Here is a 19,334-nt window from a genome sequence, read left to right as displayed (position 1 = left end):
TCCGTGAACTTGTCGTTATCTGCCCGCGACACGAACCTGCTTTGTTGGACACCTTCGGGGGTCGATTCACTTAGGGGGTACGGGGCGCAAATGGTGGCCCAAGGTATGACCCTGGCTGGGCGTTACCGGTTGGACGTCCGGCTTGGCGCCGGGGGCATGGGCGAGGTATGGCGCGGCGAGGACACCGTCCTCGCGCGCACCGTCGCCGTCAAGGTGCTTCTCCCCGGTCGTCTCGACGACCCCGGATTCGCCGTCCGCTTCCAGGGCGAGGCCCGGGCGATGGCGACCGTCAACCACCCCGGTGTCGTCGACGTCTACGACTACGGGGTCACCGAGGTGCCCGGCGACGGCTCCACCGCGTACCTGGTCATGCGGTTCGTCGACGGCGAGCCTCTCGACCGCCTGCTGATGCGCCTCGGCCGCATCGGCGCCGAGCCCGCGATGGAGCTCATCGCGCAGGCGGCCTCCGCCCTCCAGGCCGTGCACGAGCGGGGAATCGTGCACCGGGACGTCAAGCCGGGCAACCTGCTGGTGCGGTCCGATGGCACGCTGGTGCTGACCGACTTCGGGATCGCCCGCGCCGACCAGGGCAGCCGCCTCACCGACGCCGGAATGGTGCTCGGCACCGCCGCCTACTGCGCGCCGGAGCAGGCCGAGGGCGCTCCGGTCACGCCCGCCGTCGACATCTACGCGCTGGGCGTGGTGGCGTACGAGTGCCTGGCCGGGCAGCGTCCCTTCGACGGCGACTCTCCGGTGACGATCGCGCTCAAGCACATCCGTGAGGAGCCGCCGCCGCTGCCGCCGTACGTGCCGCCCGCCGTCCGGGCCATCGTGGAACGGGCGATGTCTAAGGACCCGGCACGCCGCTGGCCGTCCGCCGCCGCGATGAGCCAGGCCGCCCGGCAGTCGGTGCTGGCCCCTGGTTCCGGGATGCCCGGCGGCGTGGTCCCGGACCCCGCGCCCGGCTACGGCGCGGAGGGCCTGACAGGAGCAGGGTTCGGCGCGCAGGGCCTTACCGGAGGGGGATACGGCCCGCAGGGCGTCACCGGGGCCCCGGCCGCCACGGGCATGGGGTCCCCGCCTCCGCCGACGGGCCCGGCCACCCAGGCAGGCCCCTACCAGGGTGGGGCCGAGGCCGTTCCGGCCACCGGCGCCACCTACCGTGTCACGCGAGAGTCCTGGAACGACGCCCCGGCCGTGCCGCCGGCGACCGTCGCCTCCTCGCCGCAGGGCTCCCGTACGGCGCGGCGCGCGGCGCAGCGGTCCAGGAAGGGCAAGGGAATGCCCGTCGCGGCCGGGGTGGCGGGATTCGCCGTCGTCGGCGGCCTGGCCGTCCTCGGCATCAACATGGCCTCGGCCGGGTCGGGCACCCCCACGTCGCCCGCGCCAGCCCTGACGGTGGCCAGCGCCGACCCGCCGACCCCGTCGCCGACGCGGATCAACGCGCGGCCCTCCACGAGGCCGTCTCAGGCGGTCCCTGTGACGCGGCCGAGCCAGATCAAGACGAGGAAGCCGAGCCCCACGCCGAGTCCGACTCCCAGCCCGTCGCCGAGCCCCACCGCCTCCCCGACGCCCTCGCCGAGCCCGACCAAGGGCCTGGTCAAGGTGCCCGACCTCAAGAACCTGCCCGAGAGCTCCGCACTGGCGCGGCTCAACATGCTGGGTCTCACCCCGAAACCCGTCTACGAGGGCGAGGGGGAGTGCAAGGGGTCGGTCGTCGGCCAGAAGCCGACGGCGAACACGCTCGTCAAGGAGGGCACGGCGGTCACGTTCACCGTGAAGAAGGACTGCCCGCCCCCCTCGCCCAGCCCGTCGCCCAGCGCGGCCGGGAGCCGCTCTCCCGCGACGTCCTGAGGCCGCCCTGATGGGAGCCCCGCGCGACGGACGTACGCGGGGCTCCGCCGGGGGTCACACTCCGGTCGTGTTGCGCGGGTAGGCGATCGCCGGGTCGGTGGCGATGTTCACCAGATAGGGCACGCCGGAGTCGAAGGCGCGGCGCAGCGCCGGGCCGATCTCGTCCGGCGACGTGACGAGCTCCCCGCCGCCGCCGAGCGCGGTGACGACCTGGTCGTAGCGGCACTGCGGCTGGAGCTCGGCCGCCACGTCGTAGCCGTACAGCATCTGCATGGGGTGCTTCTCCAGGCCCCACATGCCGTTGTTGCCGCAGATCATGACGACGGGCAGGCGGTGGCGCACCAGCGTGTCGACGTCCATCAGCGAAAAACCCGCCGCGCCGTCGCCGAGCAGCAGCACGACCTGCGACGACGGCCTCGCCAGACGCGCCGCGATGGCGTAGCCGAGCCCGGTGCCGAGACAGCCGTACGGGCCGGGGTCGAGCCAGTTGCCGGGCCTGCGCGGCTCGACGTACTTGCCGGCGTAGGAGACGAAGTCGCCGCCGTCGCCGATGACGACCGCGTCGTCGGCGAGCACCTTGTTCAGCTCGCCGTAGATGCGCATCGGGTGGATCGGGTCGGCGTCGGACCGCAGCAGGGCCGCGTCCCCGGCGGCCGCCGCCGTCGCGGCCTCGCTCAGCCTGCTCACCCACGGCTCGTACGCCTTGGGGTTCACCCCGGCGCTCCCGCAGGCCGCCGACAGCCCCCAGAAGATGACCGACAGGTCGCCGGCGGCCGACGCGGACAGGCCGGTGTGCGTCGCGAGCTGGGAAGGCGCGTCGGCGATGTGGACGACCCTGGCGAGCGGCGCGCCCTCCTTGCCGCCGAACCAGCCGTACGCGAGGCGGAAGTCGAGCGGGGTGCCGACCACGATGACGAGGTCGGCCTGCCCGAAGGCGGCGCCCCGGGCGCGGGTGACCAGCAGCTCGTGCCCGGAGGGCAGGATGCCCCGCCCCTGGCCGTTGGGAACGACGGGCAGGCGCCACTCCTCGGCGAAGTCCCGTGCGGCCTCCTCGGCGCGCTCCATCCACACGTCCGAGCCGAGCACCAGCAACGGGCGCTCGGCCTCGGCGAGCAGCCGCGCGATGCCGGCGAGCGCCTCGGGGTCGGGCTCCAGCGGCGACGGGGTCAGCGTCTCCGAGACGTACTCGGGGGACGGGGAGAACACGTCGTCCATGTAGAGGTCCAGGAACACCGGGCCGCGATGTGGGGCCAGGGCGGTGCGGAAGGCCATCTCGACGTCCTGCCCGATGGAGTCCGCGCCCGACCCGGTGAAGGCGAGCTTGGTGATGGGCTCGAACAGCGGCGGATGGTCGATCTCCTGAAGGGCCCCGGAACCCCAGCGTGAGCGCGGGGCGCGCCCGCCGAGCACGACGACCGGGGAGCCGTTGAAGTGGGCGGTGGCGACCCCCGAGACGCCGTTCGTGACACCGGGGCCGGCCGTGAGCACGGCGAGGCCGGGCTGCCGGGTCAGCCGGGCCGTCGCCTCGGCCGCGAACACCGCACTCTGCTCGTGGCGCACGTCCAGGATGCGCATGTTCTGATGGACGGCCCCGTCGTACAGGGGGAAGACGTGCCCACCGGACAGCGTGAACATCGTGTTCACGCCGTAGGCCTGGGAGACGGAGACGGCGATGTCGCCTGCGTGTTTGGGGGACTCCATAGGGTGAAACCTACCAGTCGGTCACTTTGGTCGTGTTTCAAAAGTCACGCCCTGCTACGGGCAGCGCTTCGTCGACACTCCCTTCGGAACAGAGGGACGGCCAATGCCCTCCAGCCACAGGAGAACCTCGGTCACTCCCGCTGATGCCCGGTGTGGCCGGGGCTACTCCGCCCCCGCGCACTGGAATTCCAGCCGATCGCCGGCCGACGGCGTCAGAGGGTCTGGGAGAGCGCCTTGATGGGCATCTTGAGGTCGGCGAGCAGCTCCAGATCGCGCTCGGGCGCGCGGCCCAGGGTCGTCAGGTAGTTGCCGACGATGACGGCGTTGACGCCGCCCAGCATGCCGTCCCTCGTGCCGAGGTCGCCAAGGGTCAGCTCGCGACCCCCGGCGTACCGCAGGATCGTGCGCGGCAGGGCCAGGCGGAACGTGCCGATCGTCTTCAGCGCCTCGGCGCCCCCGACGAGGGGCTGGTCGGCGAACGGCGTGCCCGGACGGGGATTGAGGAAGTTGAGCGGCACCTCGTCGGGCTCCAGCTCGCCCAGCTGGGCGGCGAACTCGGCCCGCTGCTCCAGGGTCTCTCCCATGCCGACGATGCCGCCGCAGCACAGCTCCATGCCCGCCTCCCGGATCATGAGGCAGGTGTCCCAACGCTCCTCCCAGGTGTGCGTGGTGACCACGTGGGAGAAGTGCGACCGGGCGGTCTCCAGGTTGTGGTTGTAGCGGTGGACCCCCATCCCGGCCAGTTCGTCCACCTGCGCCTGGGTGAGCATGCCGAGCGAGCAGGCCACGTTGATGTCGACCGCGTCGCGGATCGCCTTCACGCCCTCGCGGACCTGGTCCATCAGCCGCCGGTCGGGCCCGCGTACGGCCGCGACGATGCAGAACTCCGTCGCCCCGGTCGCGGCCGTCTCGACGGCCGCACGGACCAGCGAGGGGATGTCGAGCCAGGCCGCGCGCACCGGGGAGGAGAACTGGCCGGACTGCGAGCAGAAGTGGCAGTCCTCCGGGCAGCCTCCGGTCTTGAGCGAGACGATGCCCTCCACCTCGACCTCGGGGCCGCACCACTTCATCCGCACCTCGTGCGCCAGCGCGAGCAGGTCGGGCAGCCGCTCGTCCGGCAGCGTCAGGCATTCGAGCGCCTGGGCCGCGTCGAGGCCTCTGCCCTCGTCCAGGACCTGTACGCGGGCGATCTCCAGGATGTCGGTCTTCACGCGGCACTCCCGTCGGTCCTCGGCGGCACTCCTGTCACAGGGGCAGCCTAAGGGTCGAACGGAAGCCGGCCGGGTCGAACATGCCGCCGAGGGCGGGAGCGAGTCCGGCGCGGGCGGCACGGGCGAACGCCTCTCGGCCGAGCGCGGCCGCGCCCTCCGGCAGCGCGCCCGACAGCGGCCGGGCGGCGAGCATCTCCAGGTCGGGTACGTTCGACCGCTCGGCGAGCCCCGGATCGGCCGGCCAGGACCCGATCACCACGCCCGCCAGGTCGAGGCCCCGGCCCGCCACGGCCTCCAGTGTCAGCGCCGTGTGGTTGAGCGTGCCGAGCGCGGCGCGCGCCACCACGAGGACGGGGGCGCGCAGCCGCCGCGCCAGGTCCGCGAGCGTGCCGCCCTCCTCGTCGTAGCGGACCAGCAGGCCCCCTGCGCCCTCGACGAGCACCAGCCGATGCGACTCGGCCAGCTCCTCGACGCGCGCCGCCGCAGACGCGAGCGACAGCGGTGGCATGCCCGAGACGCGGGCGGCCGCGGCGGGGGAGAGCGGATCGGGATACCGCGTCATCTCGAAGGTCGTCGTCACCCCCGACAGGCGGATCACCTCGTCGAGGTCTCCGGGCTCCCCGGCCGCCACCCCGGTCTGCGCCGGCTTCACGGCCGCGACCGTCGCGCCTCGCTCCCTGGCCAGAACGGCGAGCGCGGCCGTCACCACCGTCTTGCCGACTCCGGTGTCCGTCCCGGTCACCACCAGAATGCTCACGCCCCGCAGAGTAGAACGCCCCCGCTCACCGAACCACCCGACACCCCCCCGTGATCTTGTAATTTGTTACATGTGGTGCCGCTGGCCTGTGCGGACACCTTTCGTGATCTTGCACAGATCGGCCGAAAATCCCGCCTGCCTGCCGGTTCATCGTTCGTGATCACGCAATTGCGTGATCACGAGCTGTGTATGGCCTGGTCGGGCGTGCGGCCAGCGTTGTTTTGCAAGATCACAAATGGTGAATTCGCAGGTCACATGTGGGTGCTGCGACAAATTACATGATCACGGGGGGTGGGGGTCAGGGGCGGCGGAGGCGGGTGACGAACTTGTAGCGGTCGCCGCGGTAGAGCGACTGGGCGTACTCGACGGGGTTGCCGTCGGCGTCGAAGGCGTGCCGGGTCAGCAGCAGCATGGGCAGGCCGACGTCCACGCCCAGCACCTGCGCGTCGTACGGCGTGGCGAGCACGGTCTCTATGACCTCCTCGGCGTCGGTCAGCCGCACGTTGTAGGCGTTGTGCAGCGTCTCGTACAGAGAGGAGTGCACCTCCATCTCGCGCCGCAGGCGTGGGAACCGGCGGGCGGACAGGTGCGTGGTGTCGATGGACATCGGCTCGCCGTTGGCCAGGCGCAGGCGATGGATCCGCAGGACCCGGCCGCCGGGGTTGATGGCCAGCCGCCGCCCGAGCGCCTCGTCGGCCGTGATGTAGCTGATGTCAAGGATCTTGGTGTCCGGCTCCAGGCCGACCATGCGCAGGTCGCCCGTATAGGAGGTGAGCTGGAGGACCTGGGCGACCTTGGGCTGGGCGACGAACGTGCCCTTGCCCTGGATGCGCAGCAGCCTTCCCTCGACCACGAGCTCCGACAGCGCCTGCCGGACCGTCGTCCGGGAGGTCTCGAAGCGCACCGCCAGGGTGCGCTCGGGCGGGAGCGCGCTGCCCGCGGGCAGGCTTTTGGTGAGCTCCAGAAGACTGCGCTTCACGTCGTAGTACTTCGGAACCCGGGGAGAGTCCTCGCTGTGCTCCGTCACCTGTCCACCCTCAATTCGGCCACATCGCCCAACTCAGGCAACATCGTCAACTCGGCCACAGCGGTGAGCGCACCCCGGACCACCGCGAGATCATCGGACCCCAAATCCGCCCTCGCGGTCAACCGCAAACAGGACCGGCCCCGAGGCACCGATGGTGGCCGGAAGCATCCCACGCGGACCCCGAGTTCCGCACACAGGGCTCCCGCCGACAGGGCGAGCCCGGGCGAGCCGAGCACGACCGGCACCACGGCGGCCGCCGGATCGGCCGTCGGAAGGCCGAGCTCGCGAGCCAGCGCGGCCAGCTCACCGGCTCTGAGCCGCGCACGTCCGGGCAGGTCGGCGGTGGTTTCCAGGATCTCCAGAGCGGCCAGGGCGGCACCGGCGCAGGCCGGTGCGAGGCCGGTGTCGAAGATGAACGACCGGCCGGTGTCCACGAGCGTGCCGATCACCTCGGGGGCTCCGAGGACGGCGCCGCCCTGGGAGCCCAGGGACTTCGACAACGTGATGGTTCTCACAATGTCCGTATATCCGGCGAGACCCGCCGCGTGCACCGCGCCCCTGCCGTGGTCGCCGACCACGCCGAGCGCGTGCGCCTCGTCCACCACCAGCAGCGCGCCGTGCCGTACGGCCGTCTCGTGCAGGGCGCGCAGCGGCGCCAGGTCGCCGTCGACGGAGAAGACGGCGTCGGTGACCACGAGGGCGTGCTCCTCGGCACGCTCGGCGAGGGCCTCGTCCACCGCCTCCACGTCTCCGTGCGGCGTGACCACGACCCGCGCCCGCGACAGCCGGCAGGCGTCCACGATCGAGGCGTGGTTGCCCGCGTCCGAGACGATCAGGCCGCCCCGCCCGAGAGCGGCGACCGCGGCGAGGTTGGCGAGGTAGCCCGAGGAGAACACCAGGGCCCCGGCCGCTCCGGTGAACGCCGCGAGCCGGTCCTCCAGCTCGGCGTGGAGCCGGGTGGAGCCGGTGACCAGACGCGAGCCCGTCGAGCCCGCCCCCCACTCCCGGACGGCCCGTACGGCCGCCTCGACGAGCCGCTCGTCCCGCGAGAGTCCCAGGTAGTCGTTGGAGGCCAGGTCGAGCAGGCCGTCGTGGTCGGGCGTGCGCGGACGGAGGGCGCGGCGCAGGCCCGCCGACTCCCGCTCCGCGGCGGCCGCGCGCAGTCTGTCCAACGGCCTTGTCATGAGGTGCATCCTGCCAGGTGACGGTGGTCGATTCGCTTTCGACCCGGACGGCGGCGCATCATGCACTCGTGCCGACTCTCAGCGACCTGGTGTCGCGCCACACCGCACTCGACTCCGCCGACGTCGACTGGATCCACTCGCTGGTCTCGGACTGGCAGCTGCTCGCGGATCTGTCGTTCGCCGACCTCATACTGTGGGTTCCCGGCCAGGGCGGCACGAGGTGGGTGGCGGTGGCCCAGATGCGGCCCACGACCGGCCCCACCGTCTACCACGACGACGTCGTGGGCATGTCCATCGCCACCGGGGAGCGGCCGCTGATCGACGTGGCCTGGGCCGAGCACCGCATCTGCCGGGAGGGCGACCCCGACTGGTCCAGCGGCGTTCCGGTGCGCGAGGAGACGATTCCGGTGCGGCGGGGCCGGGAGGGCTCGATCATCGGGATCATCCAGCGCTCGACCAACCTGTCGTCGGCGCGCACTCCGTCCCGCCTGGAGCTGACCTACCTGCAGAGCGCGTCCGACCTGGCGCAGATGGTGGCCGAGGGCAGGTTCCCCTTCGCGGAGGAGGAGCCGATCCTGGTCAGATCGCCCCGGGTGGGCGACGGCCTGCTCCGCCTGGACAAGGCCGGCCGGGTCACCTACGCCTCGCCCAACGCGCTGTCGGCCTACCGCAGGCTCGGTCTGCACGCCGACCTCGTGGGCGCGGACCTCGGGAAGACGACCGCCACCCTGTGCTACTCGGACGAGCCGATCAACGAGGATCTGATGATCGTCGCGAGCGGGCGTGAACCCCGGGAGACCGAGGTGGAGAACGGCGGCACGGTCGTGCAGCTACGGGCGATCCCGCTGATCGTCGGTGGCGGCCGCATCGGTGCGCTGGTGCTGATCCGCGACGTGACCGAGCTGCGGCGGCGCGAGCGGGAACTGCTCACCAAGGACGCGACGATCCGCGAGATCCACCACCGGGTCAAGAACAACCTGCAGACGGTGGCCGCACTGCTGCGGCTCCAGGCGCGCCGGCTGAACAACCCTGAGGGCCAGGAGGCGCTGAACGAGGCCGTACGGCGGGTCGGCTCGATCGCGATCGTCCACGAGATCCTCGCCCAGATGCCGGAGGAGATGGTCGAGTTCGACGACATCGCCGACCGGGTCATCGCGATGACGGCGGAGGTGGCGGTCGCGCAGGTGGCGATCAAGCGGCTCGGCAGCTTCGGCGTGCTGCCCGCCGCGGTCGCGACGCCCATCGCCATGGTGCTGACCGAGTTGCTGCAGAACGCCGTCGAGCACGGGTTCGCCCACTCCTCGGGGAACGTCCAGATCTTCGTGTCCCGGGACGCCGACCGGCTGGAGTTCACGGTGGCCGACGACGGCAAGGGCCTGCCCGAGGACTTCGACCTGGAAGTCACGGGAAGCCTCGGTCTTCAGATCGTCCGTACGCTGGTCGTCGGCGAACTGTCGGGCCGCCTGGGTGTGGCCGGGAGGGACAGCGGGGGCACCGAGGTCAGCCTCAGCATCCCGATGCAGTCGGGCTGATCTCCCGCCGGGGCCTCGGTCTCCCGTCGGGAGCGCGAACCCCGCAGGCATCGCGGGAGGCCCCACAGGGGGTCCCGCTGTGCGGGACCAGTGTGGGGGATGCCATAGTGGACGCGATGCGTTCGTGGACAGACGGCCCTATGGGCGGGAGGTTGTGCGGCCGTCCCGGCCGGGCTCCGATGGCCCACGATTCGGTGAATGCCGTCACAGGCACCCACCGAAGGCGTTCGCGGGCGGCGGGGGAGTCAGACGGCGGCGCGGGCGCGGGCGCGAGCCGTACGGCGCTTGAGGGCGCGACGCTCGTCTTCGCTGAGCCCGCCCCAGACTCCGGCATCCTGGCCCGACTCGAGGGCCCACTTGAGACAGGACTCGACGACCGTGCATCGCCGGCATACCTGCTTGGCCTCTTCGATCTGCATGAGCGCCGGACCAGTGTTCCCGATCGGGAAGAACAGTTCGGGGTCCACGTCACGGCAGGCAGCGCGGTGGCGCCAGTCCATGCGTTCCACTCCTTCGTCAAGAGGAGCCTCCGCGGCTCCTCTGGCCGTCAACTTTGTGAACTCTTTCACTAGCTGATGCGAACAATCACCCGAATCCTGGGTGGGGGGTCGGGCTCGTCCGCGCGATCGCCGGGGGCTCCTTACGGAAGCGGTGGTCTCCGTAAAGGTCCTACGTTCCGACGTCGCGTTCAGCTTTTCAGCCGTTCCAACACCACACAAGAGGTTTGGAACAAGGTTTTGCCCGCCGTGGCTGTCGGATGCGTCACACTATGACTACATGTGACACGCTAGACGAACACTTGTAACGCGTCCGGGATAGCACGGAAGATCACCCACTCGTGTTCTCCCAGGTAGTCGCCGTCGAGTTGGAAGGCGACCGGGCGGGAGGCGTGGAGGGTGAAAGCGGCCTCGTCATGGATCTGAACAAGGTGTTTACCGCGTGGCAATCCCCGGTGTTCGCCGGTGATCTGCCGGACGAACGAGAGCACCACCGGCAGGCTCATCTTCCGAAGTCCCAGCATGTCGAGCCCCGTCTCGAACCCGGCCCACGGCGTCGGGTTGATCGGACGTGTCCCGGCGTACGTCCACGGCGACGTGTTTGACACGATCGCCATGAAGATCCCATCCTCTGTCGGCCGGCCGGGACGCGTCAGCCGGAGTGCCGGCCGCCGGCGGTCCGTCACGAAGAAGTGGCGGACCGTCGTGTTCACGTAGAGAGCGGGCAGCGCGCGATGTCCCGCGCTCCGCAGGCCCTCCACGGCCCGGATGACCTCGGCGTCGTATCCCAGCCCAGCGCAAAATGTGAAATATCTGGACCTTTGCTGGTCTGGTGGCGCATCTGCCCCCGGGTCCGGGCCCGAAACCTCGTCGTGCCAAATCGCCTGTCCCAAACCGATGGTCCGGCGGCGTCCTTCGCGTAGCGCCTCCAGGACGGCGCCGGTCGCCTCGACCGGGTTGTTGGGCAGTCCGAGGGCGCGGGCGAAGACGTTGGCGCTGCCCCCGGGGATCACGATGAGCGCGGGCCGCTCGCTCGCGCCTCCGGCGGGCCGGGCGTCCAGCAGGCCGTTGACGGTCTCGTTGATCGTGCCGTCCCCGCCGAGGACCGCGACCGCGTCGAAGCCCTTGGCGTGCGCGGTCGCCGCGAGCGCGGTCGCGTGTCCGCGGTAGGCGGTCTCCTCGACCGACAGGTCGACGGCGGCGCCCAGCGCCCGGATCAGCACGTCCCGGGTACGCCGGTGCGTCGAGGTCGCCTTGGGATTGACGAGGAGGAGTGCCCGCATGCCTGAAGGTTAACGAACGGTTTACCGCTCGCGCCGGGTGACGCCTCCTCGGAGAGGCGCATATGTCTGCGGGTAGGGTTGGGCGATGTGATCAGCAGTTCCGTCGGCCGCCCCGGCACACTGACCGCGGCCGCCGCCGTCCTGGCCGCGGAGGGCCTGCTCGCCCTCGTCTTGGGCGGTTATGTCGGCGTCGAGACCGTGATCGGCCAACCGACCGACTTGGTCACCAGCATCGCGGTGGCCGGGTTCGGCGTGCTCGGCGGCGCCCTGCTGCTCTGGGTGGCCTGGGGCGTGTGGCAGGTGCTGCGCTGGAGCCGGGGCCCGGCCGTGGTGACGCAGATATTCGCGCTTCCGGTGGCGATCAGCCTCATCCAGTCCGCGCAGTACGCGTTCGGCATCCCGCTCATCGCCGCGGCGGCGGTCGCCCTGGTCGTGCTGCTCGCGCCGGCCTCCACCCGCGCCCTCATGGGCGAGGACGGCGCGCGCTGAGCAGAAGGCGCCGGAGCGCTCACCGGCCGCCGGCCGGGCGCCGCCGGGGGGAGCGCGGCGTCGCGGTCGTCCGTCACAGATCGGCGTGTGCCGTCCGTGCCGGACGATCAGTCCTCGGCGGTGAGGCCCTCGCGGAGCTGGGCCAGGGTCCGGGCGAGCAGCCGGGACACGTGCATCTGCGAGATTCCCAGCTCGGTGGCGATCTGCGACTGCGTCATGTTGCCGAAGAAACGCAGCAGCAGGATTCGCTTCTCACGCGGAGGCAGGCGCTCGAGCAGCGGCTTGAGCGACTCGCGATACTCCACGCCCTCCAGCGACTCGTCCACGATGCCGAGTGAGTCGGAAACGGCGGGAGCGTCGTCGTCGCCGGAGTCCGGCGCGTCGAGCGACACGGTGGAGTAGGCGTTGGCCGACTCCAGGCCCTCCAGGACCTCCTCCTCGCTCATGCCCAGGTGGAGGGCGAGCTCGGCGACCGTGGGCGCCCGGCTCTCCCGCTGCGACAGCTCGCTTATCGCCTTGGTGAGCGAGAGCTTCAGCTCCTGCAGCCGGCGCGGCACGCGGACCGCCCAGCCCTTGTCGCGGAAGTGCCGCTTGATCTCGCCGACGATGGTCGGGGTGGCGTACGTGGAGAACTCCACGCCGCGTCCGAGGTCGAAACGGTCGATCGACTTGATCAGCCCGATCGTGGCGACCTGCGTGAGGTCGTCGAGCCATTCGCCCCGGTTGCGGAAGCGGCGGGCCAGGTACTCCACCAGTGGCAGGTGCAGCTCGACCAGCTCGTCGCGGATGCGCTGGCGCCTCGGGTCGTCCGGCGGGAGCTCCGACAGCTCGGCGAAGAGTGTGCGCGCGCGTACGCGGTCCGGCACCGCCGAGTCGCCGGAGGTCATCGCACTCGTCCTTTCCGTCATCACGACGGCCTCGCCGTGCTTCGGCGCTTACGCAGCACGATCGCCAGGTGGTCGGCGTGATCGGAGATGGCGTCCACGTCGTCGGCCAGCGCGGTCAGCACCATCCAGGCGAAGTCCTCCCGGTTAGGTGAGGTGACGCCGAGCGTGTTGACCTCGACACGAACGGTCATCTCCTGGCCCGTGAGTTCGAACTCCGCGAGGAGGTCAGTTCCGGGCACGGCGTGCCGCAGCAACATGGCGCACGCCTCGTCGACGGCGATGCGCAGGTCCTCGATCTGGTCGAGGGTGAAGTCGAGCCGTGCGGCGAGCCCGGCGGTTGCCGTGCGCAGCACGGACAAATAGGCGCTCACGGCGGGCAGCCGGACACTCACAGCATCGCGAATCCCGGCAAGATCCACCGCAGGCGTCTCGGTTTCCTCGGTCACGTTCCTCCTCGCCCTTTCAGCCGGCTGAGTGCCGCTGACTGCAACTTACCGCCACTCGCGCGGTGCTGCCCCGGCTGGACGCGCTGATTGTGGCGTTCCTTGGAGGTAACTGCACGTAAATTCCGTACTACCGACTATGGAGTTTGTATAGGTCTTGGGATGATCTGGCCCCGCGCGACCGTGGAGGCCGTGCGGGGCCCGAGATCCGGGGCTCAGGCGGCCTTGGTCTCCCAGAAGATCTTCGCGATCTCGTCGATCTTCGCGAGGAGGTCGTCGGCCAGTCCGGGGTCGACGGTGCCCTTGGCACCGGCGGCGCCGGCGAGCTTCGTGGCGTCCCAGAAGAGCTGGTGGAGCTGCGGGTACTGCTCCAGGTGCGGGGGCTTGAAGTAGTCGGTCCACAGCACCCACAGGTGGTGCTTGACCAGCTCGGCCCGCTGTTCCTTGATGATCAGCGCGCGGGTCCTGAAGACCGGGTCGTCGTTGTCGGCGTACTTCTTGATGATCGCCTTCACCGACTCGGCTTCGATGCGGGCCTGCGCCGGGTCGTAGACCCCGCACGGCAGGTCGCAGTGGGCGGACACCTCGTGCCGGGGACGCAGCAGTCGTGCGAGCATCGGAATCCTTCCTTAGGAATGCTGGTGACAGCACTGTTCCACGACCGACCTTACTCGTCTCGAAATCACTGTGCGGAGGGGGATGTGCTCACCGCCGTGTGTGTCTCCGGCGACTCGATGCTGCCCGTGTTGCGGCCGGGAGACCTACTGCTGGTACGGCTCGGCGTCCCCGTCCGCCCGGGCGACGTGGTGGTCGCCAGGCGGCCGCACGGGCTGATCGTCAAGCGGGCCTTCCGGCTCACCGGCGACGGCTGGTGGTTGGAGAGCGACAACCAGTCGGCCCCCGGGCGACGCGACAGCTGGGACTTCGGCGCCGTGCCCGAGGAGGACGTCGTCGGCAGGGTCGTGCTGCGTTACTGGCCACGGCCCGCGCTGCGCTTTCCCGCACCGGCCGCCTGACCGCGCCCCCGGAGGCCGCCCCTCGTGGGGGGCCGGTGCAGGGGTCTGGTGCAGGGGTCGGAAGCGGGGTTCAGAAGCGGGGTTCAGGCGCCCCGCTTGCGCGCCCGATAGGCGGCCACGTTGGCCCGGCTGGCACACCGCTCCGAGCAGTAGCGGCGCGACCGGTTGGAGGAGGTGTCGAGGTAGGCGTTGCGGCACGGCGACGCCTGGCAGATGCCGAGCCGGTCCACGCCTAGCCGGGTCACGACGCTGGCCAGGCCCATGACGGACCCGACCGCGAGGGCGTCGGCGACCCGGCCGCCCTCGGTCAGGTGCAGGTGCCAGGGCTGCCCGTCGTGCCCGGAGATCTGCGGATGCACCGGATGGCGGACCAGCAGCCCGTTGAGCCGCTCGACCGCGTCGACGTCGTCGCCGTCGGCGGCGGACGCGAAGACCCCCGCGAGCTCGTCGCGCAGCTCGCACAGCGCGTCGATGTCACGGCGGGTGAGGCGGGCGGCCGCCTCCGTGCGGCCCGTCTCCTCCAGCAGGGCTCGCAGGGAGAAGGGATCTTTGAGCTCGTTGCCCATGTTGACCAGCTGAACGGCCAGCTCGGCGTAAGACGTCAAGTCCACTGGGGCGCCCAAGTATGTAAGAGATCACTGGCAAAGCCGAGTATTACACGCCCGGTGGCCTGGGGGAACACCTGGGTGTGGACCGATATATGACCCGATCGGGAAGGGGCGCTTGTCATTTCGTGTGGCACAATCAGGGAACGGGTGACCCCCGTAACCCCCTCAAGAGACGACCGTCAACGACGACGGCCTCCGGCGGCTACCGAAGCCTGGGCTCTCGTTCTCTTGACGGCGTCTACCGAAGGAATTCGTCCTTTCGACACTGGGGTCGCTGTGACCATCACACCTGTTTCCTTGCAATCGCTCGACCTGGATCCCGCTTTCGCGCTGCACCGCGGCGGCAAGCTGGAGGTCCGCTCCACCGTTCCGGTCCACGACGCCGACGACCTGTCGCTCGCGTACACACCGGGGGTGGCCCGCGTCTGCACCGCCATCGCCGGCAACCCGGACCTGGTCAACGACTACACCTGGGTCTCCAACGTCGTGGCCGTGGTCTCCGACGGCACCGCCGTCCTGGGGCTGGGCGACATCGGGCCGGCCGCGGCCATGCCCGTGATGGAGGGCAAGGCCCTGCTGTTCAAGCAGTTCGGCGGCGTCGACGCGGTGCCCATCTGCATCGACTGCACCGACGTGGACGCGATCGTCGAGACCGTGGTCAGGCTCGCGCCGTCGTTCGGCGGCATCAACCTGGAGGACATCAGCGCTCCCCGCTGCTTCGAGGTGGAGGAGCGCCTGCGCGCGCTTCTCGACATCCCCGTCTTCCACGACGACCAGCACGGCACCGCGATCGTGGTCCTCGCCGCGCTGCGCAACGCGGCCCGCCTCACGGGGCGGTCCCTCGGCGACCTGCGCGCGGTGGTGGCCGGCGCCGGGGCCTCCGGCGTCGCCGTGTCGCGGATGCTGCTGAACGCCGGGATCGGCGACATCGCGGTCTCCGACTCCAAGGGCGTCATCCACACCGGCCGCGAGGACCTGAACGCGGTCAAGTGGGCGCTGGCCCGCGACACGAACAAGGCGGGCCTGTCCGGGCCGACCGAGCAGGCGCTCGCCGGCGCCGACGTGTTCGTCGGCCTGTCCGGGTCGACGGTCTCGGAGCAGGCCATCGCGGCGATGGCGCCGGACTCGATCGTGTTCGCGCTGTCCAACCCCACCCCCGAGGTGGACCCCGTGGTGGCGGGCCGGCACGCCCGCGTGGTCGCCACCGGCCGGTCCGACTACCCCAACCAGATCAACAACGTGCTGGCCTTCCCCGGGGTCTTCCGCGGCGCGCTCGACGTCCGCGCTACGACGATCACGGAGAACATGAAGGTCGCGGCGGCGGACGCGCTGGCGGCCGTGGTCGGGAACGACCTCGCCGAGAGCTACGTCATCCCCTCGCCGTTCGACACCCGGGTCGCGTCCGCGGTGATCGCCGCCGTGGCGCGGCAGGCCCGTGAGGACGGCGTCGCCCGCAAGTAGCCGTCCTCCGGCAGGACCGGACGCAGGCACGGACCGGTGCGGGCACAGGCCGGAAGGCACGGACCGGCGCGGGCACAGACCGGTGCGGGCACGGGCCGGACGCAGGTTGGACAGGACGTAGGCACGGACCCCGAAGGGCCGCGCACCGCGCGAACGCGCGGGGTGCGGCCCTTCGTCCTTCCTCGTCAGCCTCCCCTTGCCGGGGCCGTCAAAGTTTGGGAATCCCTTTAGGTCCTTACGGTTAGTGCTATAAAGAAAGCTCTCCGTAACCAACTCGGCTATTGCCTGTCCCGGTTGGAGAGCGATGCGACCTGATTCCAACCGCCTGCTCCAGCAGCACCTCACCGAAGCCGGACTGTCCCGCAAGGGCCTGGCCCGGCGGCTCAACGGTCTCGGCTCGGCCCGAGGGCTGCGGGGGATGCGGTACGACCACGGTTCCGTGCTGCGCTGGATCGGCGGACGCCGCCCGCGCGAACCGGTTCCCGGCCTGCTGGCCGAGATCTTCTCGCTGCGGCTGGGGCGGCAGGTGTCCAGGGAGGACATCGGCATGCCACGCGGAACGGTCCCCGCCGATCTGGGACAGGAGTTCCCCCATTCGTGGGAGGAGGGTGTGGCAAGCGTGACAGCACTGTGGAGGGCCGACGTCGAGCGGCGCAGGTTCCTGCTCGACTCCACCTTCGCCCTGGGAGCGGGCTCGGCGGGCATGTTCCGCTGGCTGGCGGCGCCCGACGGGGAGGGGCTCTCCGCGAACGGGCCGCGCCGGGTCGGGCCCTCCGACGTGGCCGCGATTCGCGAGGTCACCCGGTCGTTCGGTGAGCTGGACAACCGGTTCGGCGGCGGCAGCATCCGGGGCCCGGTCGTGCGCTACCTGCACACCGCCGTGACGCCGCTGCTGCGCGAGGGCGCCTACGGCGAGGCCACCGGGCGTTCGCTGGCGACCGCGGCGGCCGAGCTGACCCGGCTGGCCGGATGGATGGCCTACGACCTGGAGCAGCACGGGCTGGCCCAGCGTTATCTGATCCAGGCGCTCGGCCTGGCGCGCGGTGCGGGCGACCACGCCCTGTGCGGCGAGATCCTGGCCGGGATGAGCCACCAGGCCGTGTACATCGGGCATCCCCGGCACGCGCTGGAGCTGGCCAGGGCGGCCGTCGCGGCGGCCCGGCGCTCGGGGGTCGGCACGCTGCTGGCCGAGGCCCGGGTGCTGGAGGCGCACGCCCTGGCCCTGCTCGGGGAGCGCACGGCGTGCGGCGGGGCGCTGCACGAGGCGGAGATCGCCTTCGACCGGCGCACACCCCAGAACGAGCCCGGCTGGATCGGCTACTTCGACGAGGCCTACCTGGCCGCGAAGTCGGCTCACTGCCTGCGCGACCTCGGCGACGGGGCGCGGGCCGTGCGGCACGCCCGGCGCTCGCTGGTGATGGACGGGCGCTATGTGCGCGGCAAGATGTTCAACCTCTCGCTGCTCGCCACGGCGCTCATCCAGGAGGGCGAACTGGAGGAGGCGTGCCAGGCGGCGTCGTCGGCACTCGATCTGGCCGACGGCATCCAGTCGGCGCGCACCCGGACGTACGCGGCGGACATGTGCCGCCGGCTCGCGCCGTACGCCGCGGAGCCGCGGGTGGCGGAGCTGCTGGAGCGCGGCCGGGGACGGGGCCGCTCAGAGAACAGGGAGAGCGCGGGCAGGGAGAGCGCGGGCAGAGAGGCGGTCGGCGTCTGAACAGGCGCCGGCCACCTCAGCCGACGCGCCGGGCCGTGTCGTAGACCTGGAACAGCTCTCCGTCGAAGTACGGCGACAGGCCGGTCGCCGAGCCGGACAGGCCGATCGTCAGGCCGTTCAGGTACCCCAGGCCGCGTACGCCGCGGTAGGCGGCCAGCCACGGCGACCCGGAGGCGGCGGTGAAAGCCGAGCGCACGGCGACCAGTTCGTTGGCCCTCCTGGACAGGTCCTGGGCGAGGAAGGGCTTGCCGTACGCACGGGTGAGCCGGGTGCGCCCGCTCGCGGGGCCCGCGGCGGTCCGCATCGGGTAGCCGAAGATGGCGAGCGGCCGGTCGACCGGCAGGTTGTAGGCGAGGCCCTGCCCGCCGACCTTGTCGCCGAGACGCCCCGTGGGAAGCAGCGTGACGCCGGTGTAGCCGGTGGCCGTGCGGTACTTCGGCCCGGCGGAGAACGTAGCGTACTGCGCCGCGTTTCGCAGCGTGACGCGCTTGGGCAGCACGCCGGCGTGGACGGTGACGAACGCGTAGTCGCGGTCCAGGTCGCCGTACCTGGTGAAGTCGCTGTGGGCGAAGGCCCGGTCGCCGGCGTAGACGCCCCAGGGCGTGCCTCCGCCGGCGAACCCCGGAATGAAGATCCAGTAGCGGTAGGGCGTCGCGGTGGCCTCTTCGGTGGCTCCCGCTGCGGCTTCGGCCGGCCGTGTGGCGTACACACAGTGCCCGGCCGTCGCCACGAGATTGCGGTGATCGGACTGCACGGACGTGCCCGCGCACCAGTGGGGGCGGCCGTCCGAGCCGACGAAGAAGACCTTGCCCGTCGTCCTCGGCAGGTTGACGTTCCTTGACGGGCCCGCTGCCCGTCTGACCCCGGCGGAGGCCGGCACCACGCCCCGTACGCCACCGGGAGTTGTGTCTCTCGTCGTGACGCGAGTCGCGTCGATCCCGGCCGTCGCGGAGACGGGAGTGGCCTCCGCGAGCGGGCGTCCGCCGTCCCCGAGCCAGTAGGCGATCACCCCCGCCGCCTTCGCGCTGGAGACGAGGGGTGTCGTCACGGTGATCTCGTAGGCGTGAGCGGGCACCGCCGTTCCGCCGACGAGCAACGCGGCCGTCGCCGCCGCACCCCACAGCGGGGGGAGGAGGATGCGCTTCAACCGGGTCTCCTTGCTGAGGAACGTCTCCAGCGCCCCACACGTGAATGGGCTGCGAGGAACATACAGCGACGGGGATCAAGTCGGGAAAACAACGCGGACGGGACGTGGTTGTCCCCGGGACGCGGAAGTGCCCCGCCGCGGCGCGACGGGGCACTTCCCGGGGGTGCTCAGGCCTGTGTGGTGAGAGTCGGGGCCTCCTGGGCGAAGGTGATGACGATGTCCCGGCCGTTGGCGTAGCTGACCACCGGCCGGTGCAGCGCCTCACCCACCCTGCGGGCGACCGTCTGCCACAGATCCACCATTTCCGGGCTGTCGGCGGTGATCCTGAACCGGCCCTGCGCGACGAGGTGTCCGGCCACGAGCTGCGAGAAGGCCATCTCGGCACGCGCCCTTTCCTCCGCGTCCAGAGGGGTGCGCCGAAGGGCGGGCTGTGTGTCGGCAGGGTGGGTCATCGCTGGTCTCCTCGTGATCGCCGTTCACTCAGCATGCCACGAGGGAACCCGTTCCGTGGCGCCCGCGA

20 protein-coding genes are annotated in these 19,334 nt (G+C 71.1%); 7 read left to right on the top strand and 13 right to left on the bottom strand.

The window, feature by feature from the left end; all coding sequences use genetic code 11:
• Nucleotides 1–105: 105 nt before the first annotated feature.
• Entirely contained in the window at nt 106–1,854 is a 1,749-nt protein-coding gene (locus FLX07_RS33375; protein WP_223854300.1) for a serine/threonine-protein kinase, read from the top strand.
• A 54-nt stretch (nt 1,855–1,908) separates the two neighbouring features.
• Here FLX07_RS33375 and FLX07_RS33370 read toward each other — a convergent pair whose 3' ends face one another.
• From FLX07_RS33370 to bioD, 3 genes are all read right to left on the bottom strand, one after another.
• Nucleotides 1,909–3,555, bottom strand: coding sequence for an acetolactate synthase (locus tag FLX07_RS33370; RefSeq protein ID WP_142575676.1), 1,647 nt, complete (start codon nt 3,553–3,555; stop codon nt 1,909–1,911).
• Between the two features lie 212 nt (nt 3,556–3,767).
• Complete coding sequence (gene bioB, locus FLX07_RS33365; protein ID WP_142575675.1) at nt 3,768–4,766, bottom strand: biotin synthase BioB; 999 nt, start codon at nt 4,764–4,766, stop codon at nt 3,768–3,770.
• Between the two features lie 34 nt (nt 4,767–4,800).
• Nucleotides 4,801–5,523 (bottom strand): dethiobiotin synthase, encoded by a 723-nt coding sequence (gene bioD / locus FLX07_RS33360; protein ID WP_142575674.1) that lies wholly within the window; start codon nt 5,521–5,523, stop codon nt 4,801–4,803.
• Between the two features lie 72 nt (nt 5,524–5,595).
• Between bioD and FLX07_RS33355 the strand changes: the two genes are divergently transcribed.
• Entirely contained in the window at nt 5,596–5,805 is a 210-nt protein-coding gene (locus tag FLX07_RS33355; protein WP_142575673.1) for a hypothetical protein, read from the top strand.
• Nucleotides 5,806–5,821: 16 nt separating this feature from the next.
• On the opposite strand, the gene FLX07_RS33350 is transcribed toward FLX07_RS33355, so the two are convergent.
• A complete protein-coding gene (locus tag FLX07_RS33350; RefSeq protein WP_142575672.1) occupies nt 5,822–6,550 on the bottom strand; it encodes a GntR family transcriptional regulator in 729 nt (242 codons plus the stop codon).
• Nucleotides 6,547–7,734: an 8-amino-7-oxononanoate synthase gene (locus FLX07_RS33345; protein WP_142575671.1), complete on the bottom strand. Its 1,188-nt coding sequence runs from the start codon at nt 7,732–7,734 to the stop codon at nt 6,547–6,549. Before FLX07_RS33345 ends, FLX07_RS33350 begins: the two co-directional genes overlap by 4 nt.
• A gap of 68 nt (nt 7,735–7,802) precedes the next feature.
• On the opposite strand from FLX07_RS33345, the gene FLX07_RS33340 reads away from it, so the two are divergent.
• On the top strand, nt 7,803–9,266 hold the full coding sequence (locus FLX07_RS33340; protein ID WP_142575670.1) for a PAS domain-containing sensor histidine kinase: 1,464 nt from the start codon (nt 7,803–7,805) through the stop codon (nt 9,264–9,266).
• Between the two features lie 245 nt (nt 9,267–9,511).
• Here FLX07_RS33340 and FLX07_RS33335 read toward each other — a convergent pair whose 3' ends face one another.
• Nucleotides 9,512–9,766 carry a WhiB family transcriptional regulator gene (locus FLX07_RS33335; RefSeq protein ID WP_139580373.1) on the bottom strand — a complete coding sequence of 85 codons (255 nt, stop codon included), beginning with the start codon at nt 9,764–9,766 and terminating at the stop codon, nt 9,512–9,514.
• Nucleotides 9,767–10,053: 287 nt separating this feature from the next.
• Nucleotides 10,054–11,046, bottom strand: coding sequence for a diacylglycerol/lipid kinase family protein (locus tag FLX07_RS33330; protein ID WP_142575669.1), 993 nt, complete (start codon nt 11,044–11,046; stop codon nt 10,054–10,056).
• Nucleotides 11,047–11,133: 87 nt separating this feature from the next.
• On the opposite strand from FLX07_RS33330, the gene FLX07_RS33325 reads away from it, so the two are divergent.
• On the top strand, nt 11,134–11,535 hold the full coding sequence (locus FLX07_RS33325; RefSeq protein ID WP_229689973.1) for a hypothetical protein: 402 nt from the start codon (nt 11,134–11,136) through the stop codon (nt 11,533–11,535).
• A 107-nt stretch (nt 11,536–11,642) separates the two neighbouring features.
• On the opposite strand, the gene FLX07_RS33320 is transcribed toward FLX07_RS33325, so the two are convergent.
• The 3 genes from FLX07_RS33320 to sodN all read right to left on the bottom strand — a co-directional run bounded on the left by FLX07_RS33320 (nt 11,643) and on the right by sodN (nt 13,482).
• Entirely contained in the window at nt 11,643–12,443 is an 801-nt protein-coding gene (locus tag FLX07_RS33320) for an RNA polymerase sigma factor SigF (RefSeq protein ID WP_142575668.1), read from the bottom strand.
• On the bottom strand, nt 12,443–12,868 hold the full coding sequence (locus FLX07_RS33315; RefSeq protein ID WP_142575667.1) for an ATP-binding protein: 426 nt from the start codon (nt 12,866–12,868) through the stop codon (nt 12,443–12,445). The genes FLX07_RS33320 and FLX07_RS33315 overlap by 1 nt, the downstream gene beginning before the upstream one ends.
• 212 nt (nt 12,869–13,080) lie before the next feature.
• The gene (gene sodN / locus FLX07_RS33310; protein WP_142575666.1) at nt 13,081–13,482 is read right to left on the bottom strand and encodes a superoxide dismutase, Ni; all 402 of its coding nucleotides are present in this window, start codon (nt 13,480–13,482) and stop codon (nt 13,081–13,083) included.
• An 84-nt stretch (nt 13,483–13,566) separates the two neighbouring features.
• On the opposite strand from sodN, the gene FLX07_RS33305 reads away from it, so the two are divergent.
• Nucleotides 13,567–13,881, top strand: coding sequence for a S24 family peptidase (locus FLX07_RS33305; RefSeq protein ID WP_229689972.1), 315 nt, complete (start codon nt 13,567–13,569; stop codon nt 13,879–13,881).
• A gap of 83 nt (nt 13,882–13,964) precedes the next feature.
• On the opposite strand, the gene FLX07_RS33300 is transcribed toward FLX07_RS33305, so the two are convergent.
• Nucleotides 13,965–14,492, bottom strand: a complete 528-nt coding sequence (locus FLX07_RS33300) for a CGNR zinc finger domain-containing protein (protein ID WP_142575665.1) — start codon at nt 14,490–14,492, stop codon at nt 13,965–13,967.
• A 294-nt stretch (nt 14,493–14,786) separates the two neighbouring features.
• On the opposite strand from FLX07_RS33300, the gene FLX07_RS33295 reads away from it, so the two are divergent.
• Nucleotides 14,787–15,950, top strand: coding sequence for an NAD(P)-dependent malic enzyme (locus FLX07_RS33295; RefSeq protein WP_223854299.1), 1,164 nt, complete (start codon nt 14,787–14,789; stop codon nt 15,948–15,950).
• Nucleotides 15,951–16,254: 304 nt separating this feature from the next.
• Nucleotides 16,255–17,667 carry an NsdA family TPR-like regulatory protein gene (locus tag FLX07_RS33290; protein ID WP_223854298.1) on the top strand — a complete coding sequence of 471 codons (1,413 nt, stop codon included), beginning with the start codon at nt 16,255–16,257 and terminating at the stop codon, nt 17,665–17,667.
• Between the two features lie 16 nt (nt 17,668–17,683).
• Here FLX07_RS33290 and FLX07_RS33285 read toward each other — a convergent pair whose 3' ends face one another.
• Complete coding sequence (locus FLX07_RS33285) at nt 17,684–18,814, bottom strand: trypsin-like serine peptidase (RefSeq protein ID WP_223854297.1); 1,131 nt, start codon at nt 18,812–18,814, stop codon at nt 17,684–17,686.
• A 167-nt stretch (nt 18,815–18,981) separates the two neighbouring features.
• Nucleotides 18,982–19,266: a hypothetical protein gene (locus FLX07_RS33280; protein ID WP_142575663.1), complete on the bottom strand. Its 285-nt coding sequence runs from the start codon at nt 19,264–19,266 to the stop codon at nt 18,982–18,984.
• Between the last annotated feature and the right edge of the window lie 68 nt (nt 19,267–19,334).

Source organism: Microbispora bryophytorum, assembly GCF_006874465.1.
In the GTDB taxonomy this organism is placed as follows: domain Bacteria; phylum Actinomycetota; class Actinomycetes; order Streptosporangiales; family Streptosporangiaceae; genus Microbispora; species Microbispora bryophytorum.
Note: the sequence above shows the minus strand (reverse complement) of the source record. Positions and strands in the feature narration are given on the sequence as shown.

Excerpts from the sequence above, each read along its gene's own strand:
- FLX07_RS33280 (WP_142575663.1), bottom strand. The coding sequence starts at position 19,266 with ATGACCCACCCTGCCGACACACAGCCCGCCCTTCGGCGCACCCCTCTG.
- FLX07_RS33375 (WP_223854300.1), top strand. The coding sequence starts at position 106 with ATGACCCTGGCTGGGCGTTACCGGTTGGACGTCCGGCTTGGCGCCGGG.
- FLX07_RS33320 (WP_142575668.1), bottom strand. The coding sequence starts at position 12,443 with ATGACGGAAAGGACGAGTGCGATGACCTCCGGCGACTCGGCGGTGCCG.
- FLX07_RS33290 (WP_223854298.1), top strand. The coding sequence starts at position 16,255 with ATGCGACCTGATTCCAACCGCCTGCTCCAGCAGCACCTCACCGAAGCC.
- FLX07_RS33370 (WP_142575676.1), bottom strand. The coding sequence starts at position 3,555 with ATGGAGTCCCCCAAACACGCAGGCGACATCGCCGTCTCCGTCTCCCAG.
- FLX07_RS33335 (WP_139580373.1), bottom strand. The coding sequence starts at position 9,766 with ATGGACTGGCGCCACCGCGCTGCCTGCCGTGACGTGGACCCCGAACTG.
- sodN (WP_142575666.1), bottom strand. The coding sequence starts at position 13,482 with ATGCTCGCACGACTGCTGCGTCCCCGGCACGAGGTGTCCGCCCACTGC.
- FLX07_RS33330 (WP_142575669.1), bottom strand. The coding sequence starts at position 11,046 with ATGCGGGCACTCCTCCTCGTCAATCCCAAGGCGACCTCGACGCACCGG.
- FLX07_RS33345 (WP_142575671.1), bottom strand. The coding sequence starts at position 7,734 with ATGACAAGGCCGTTGGACAGACTGCGCGCGGCCGCCGCGGAGCGGGAG.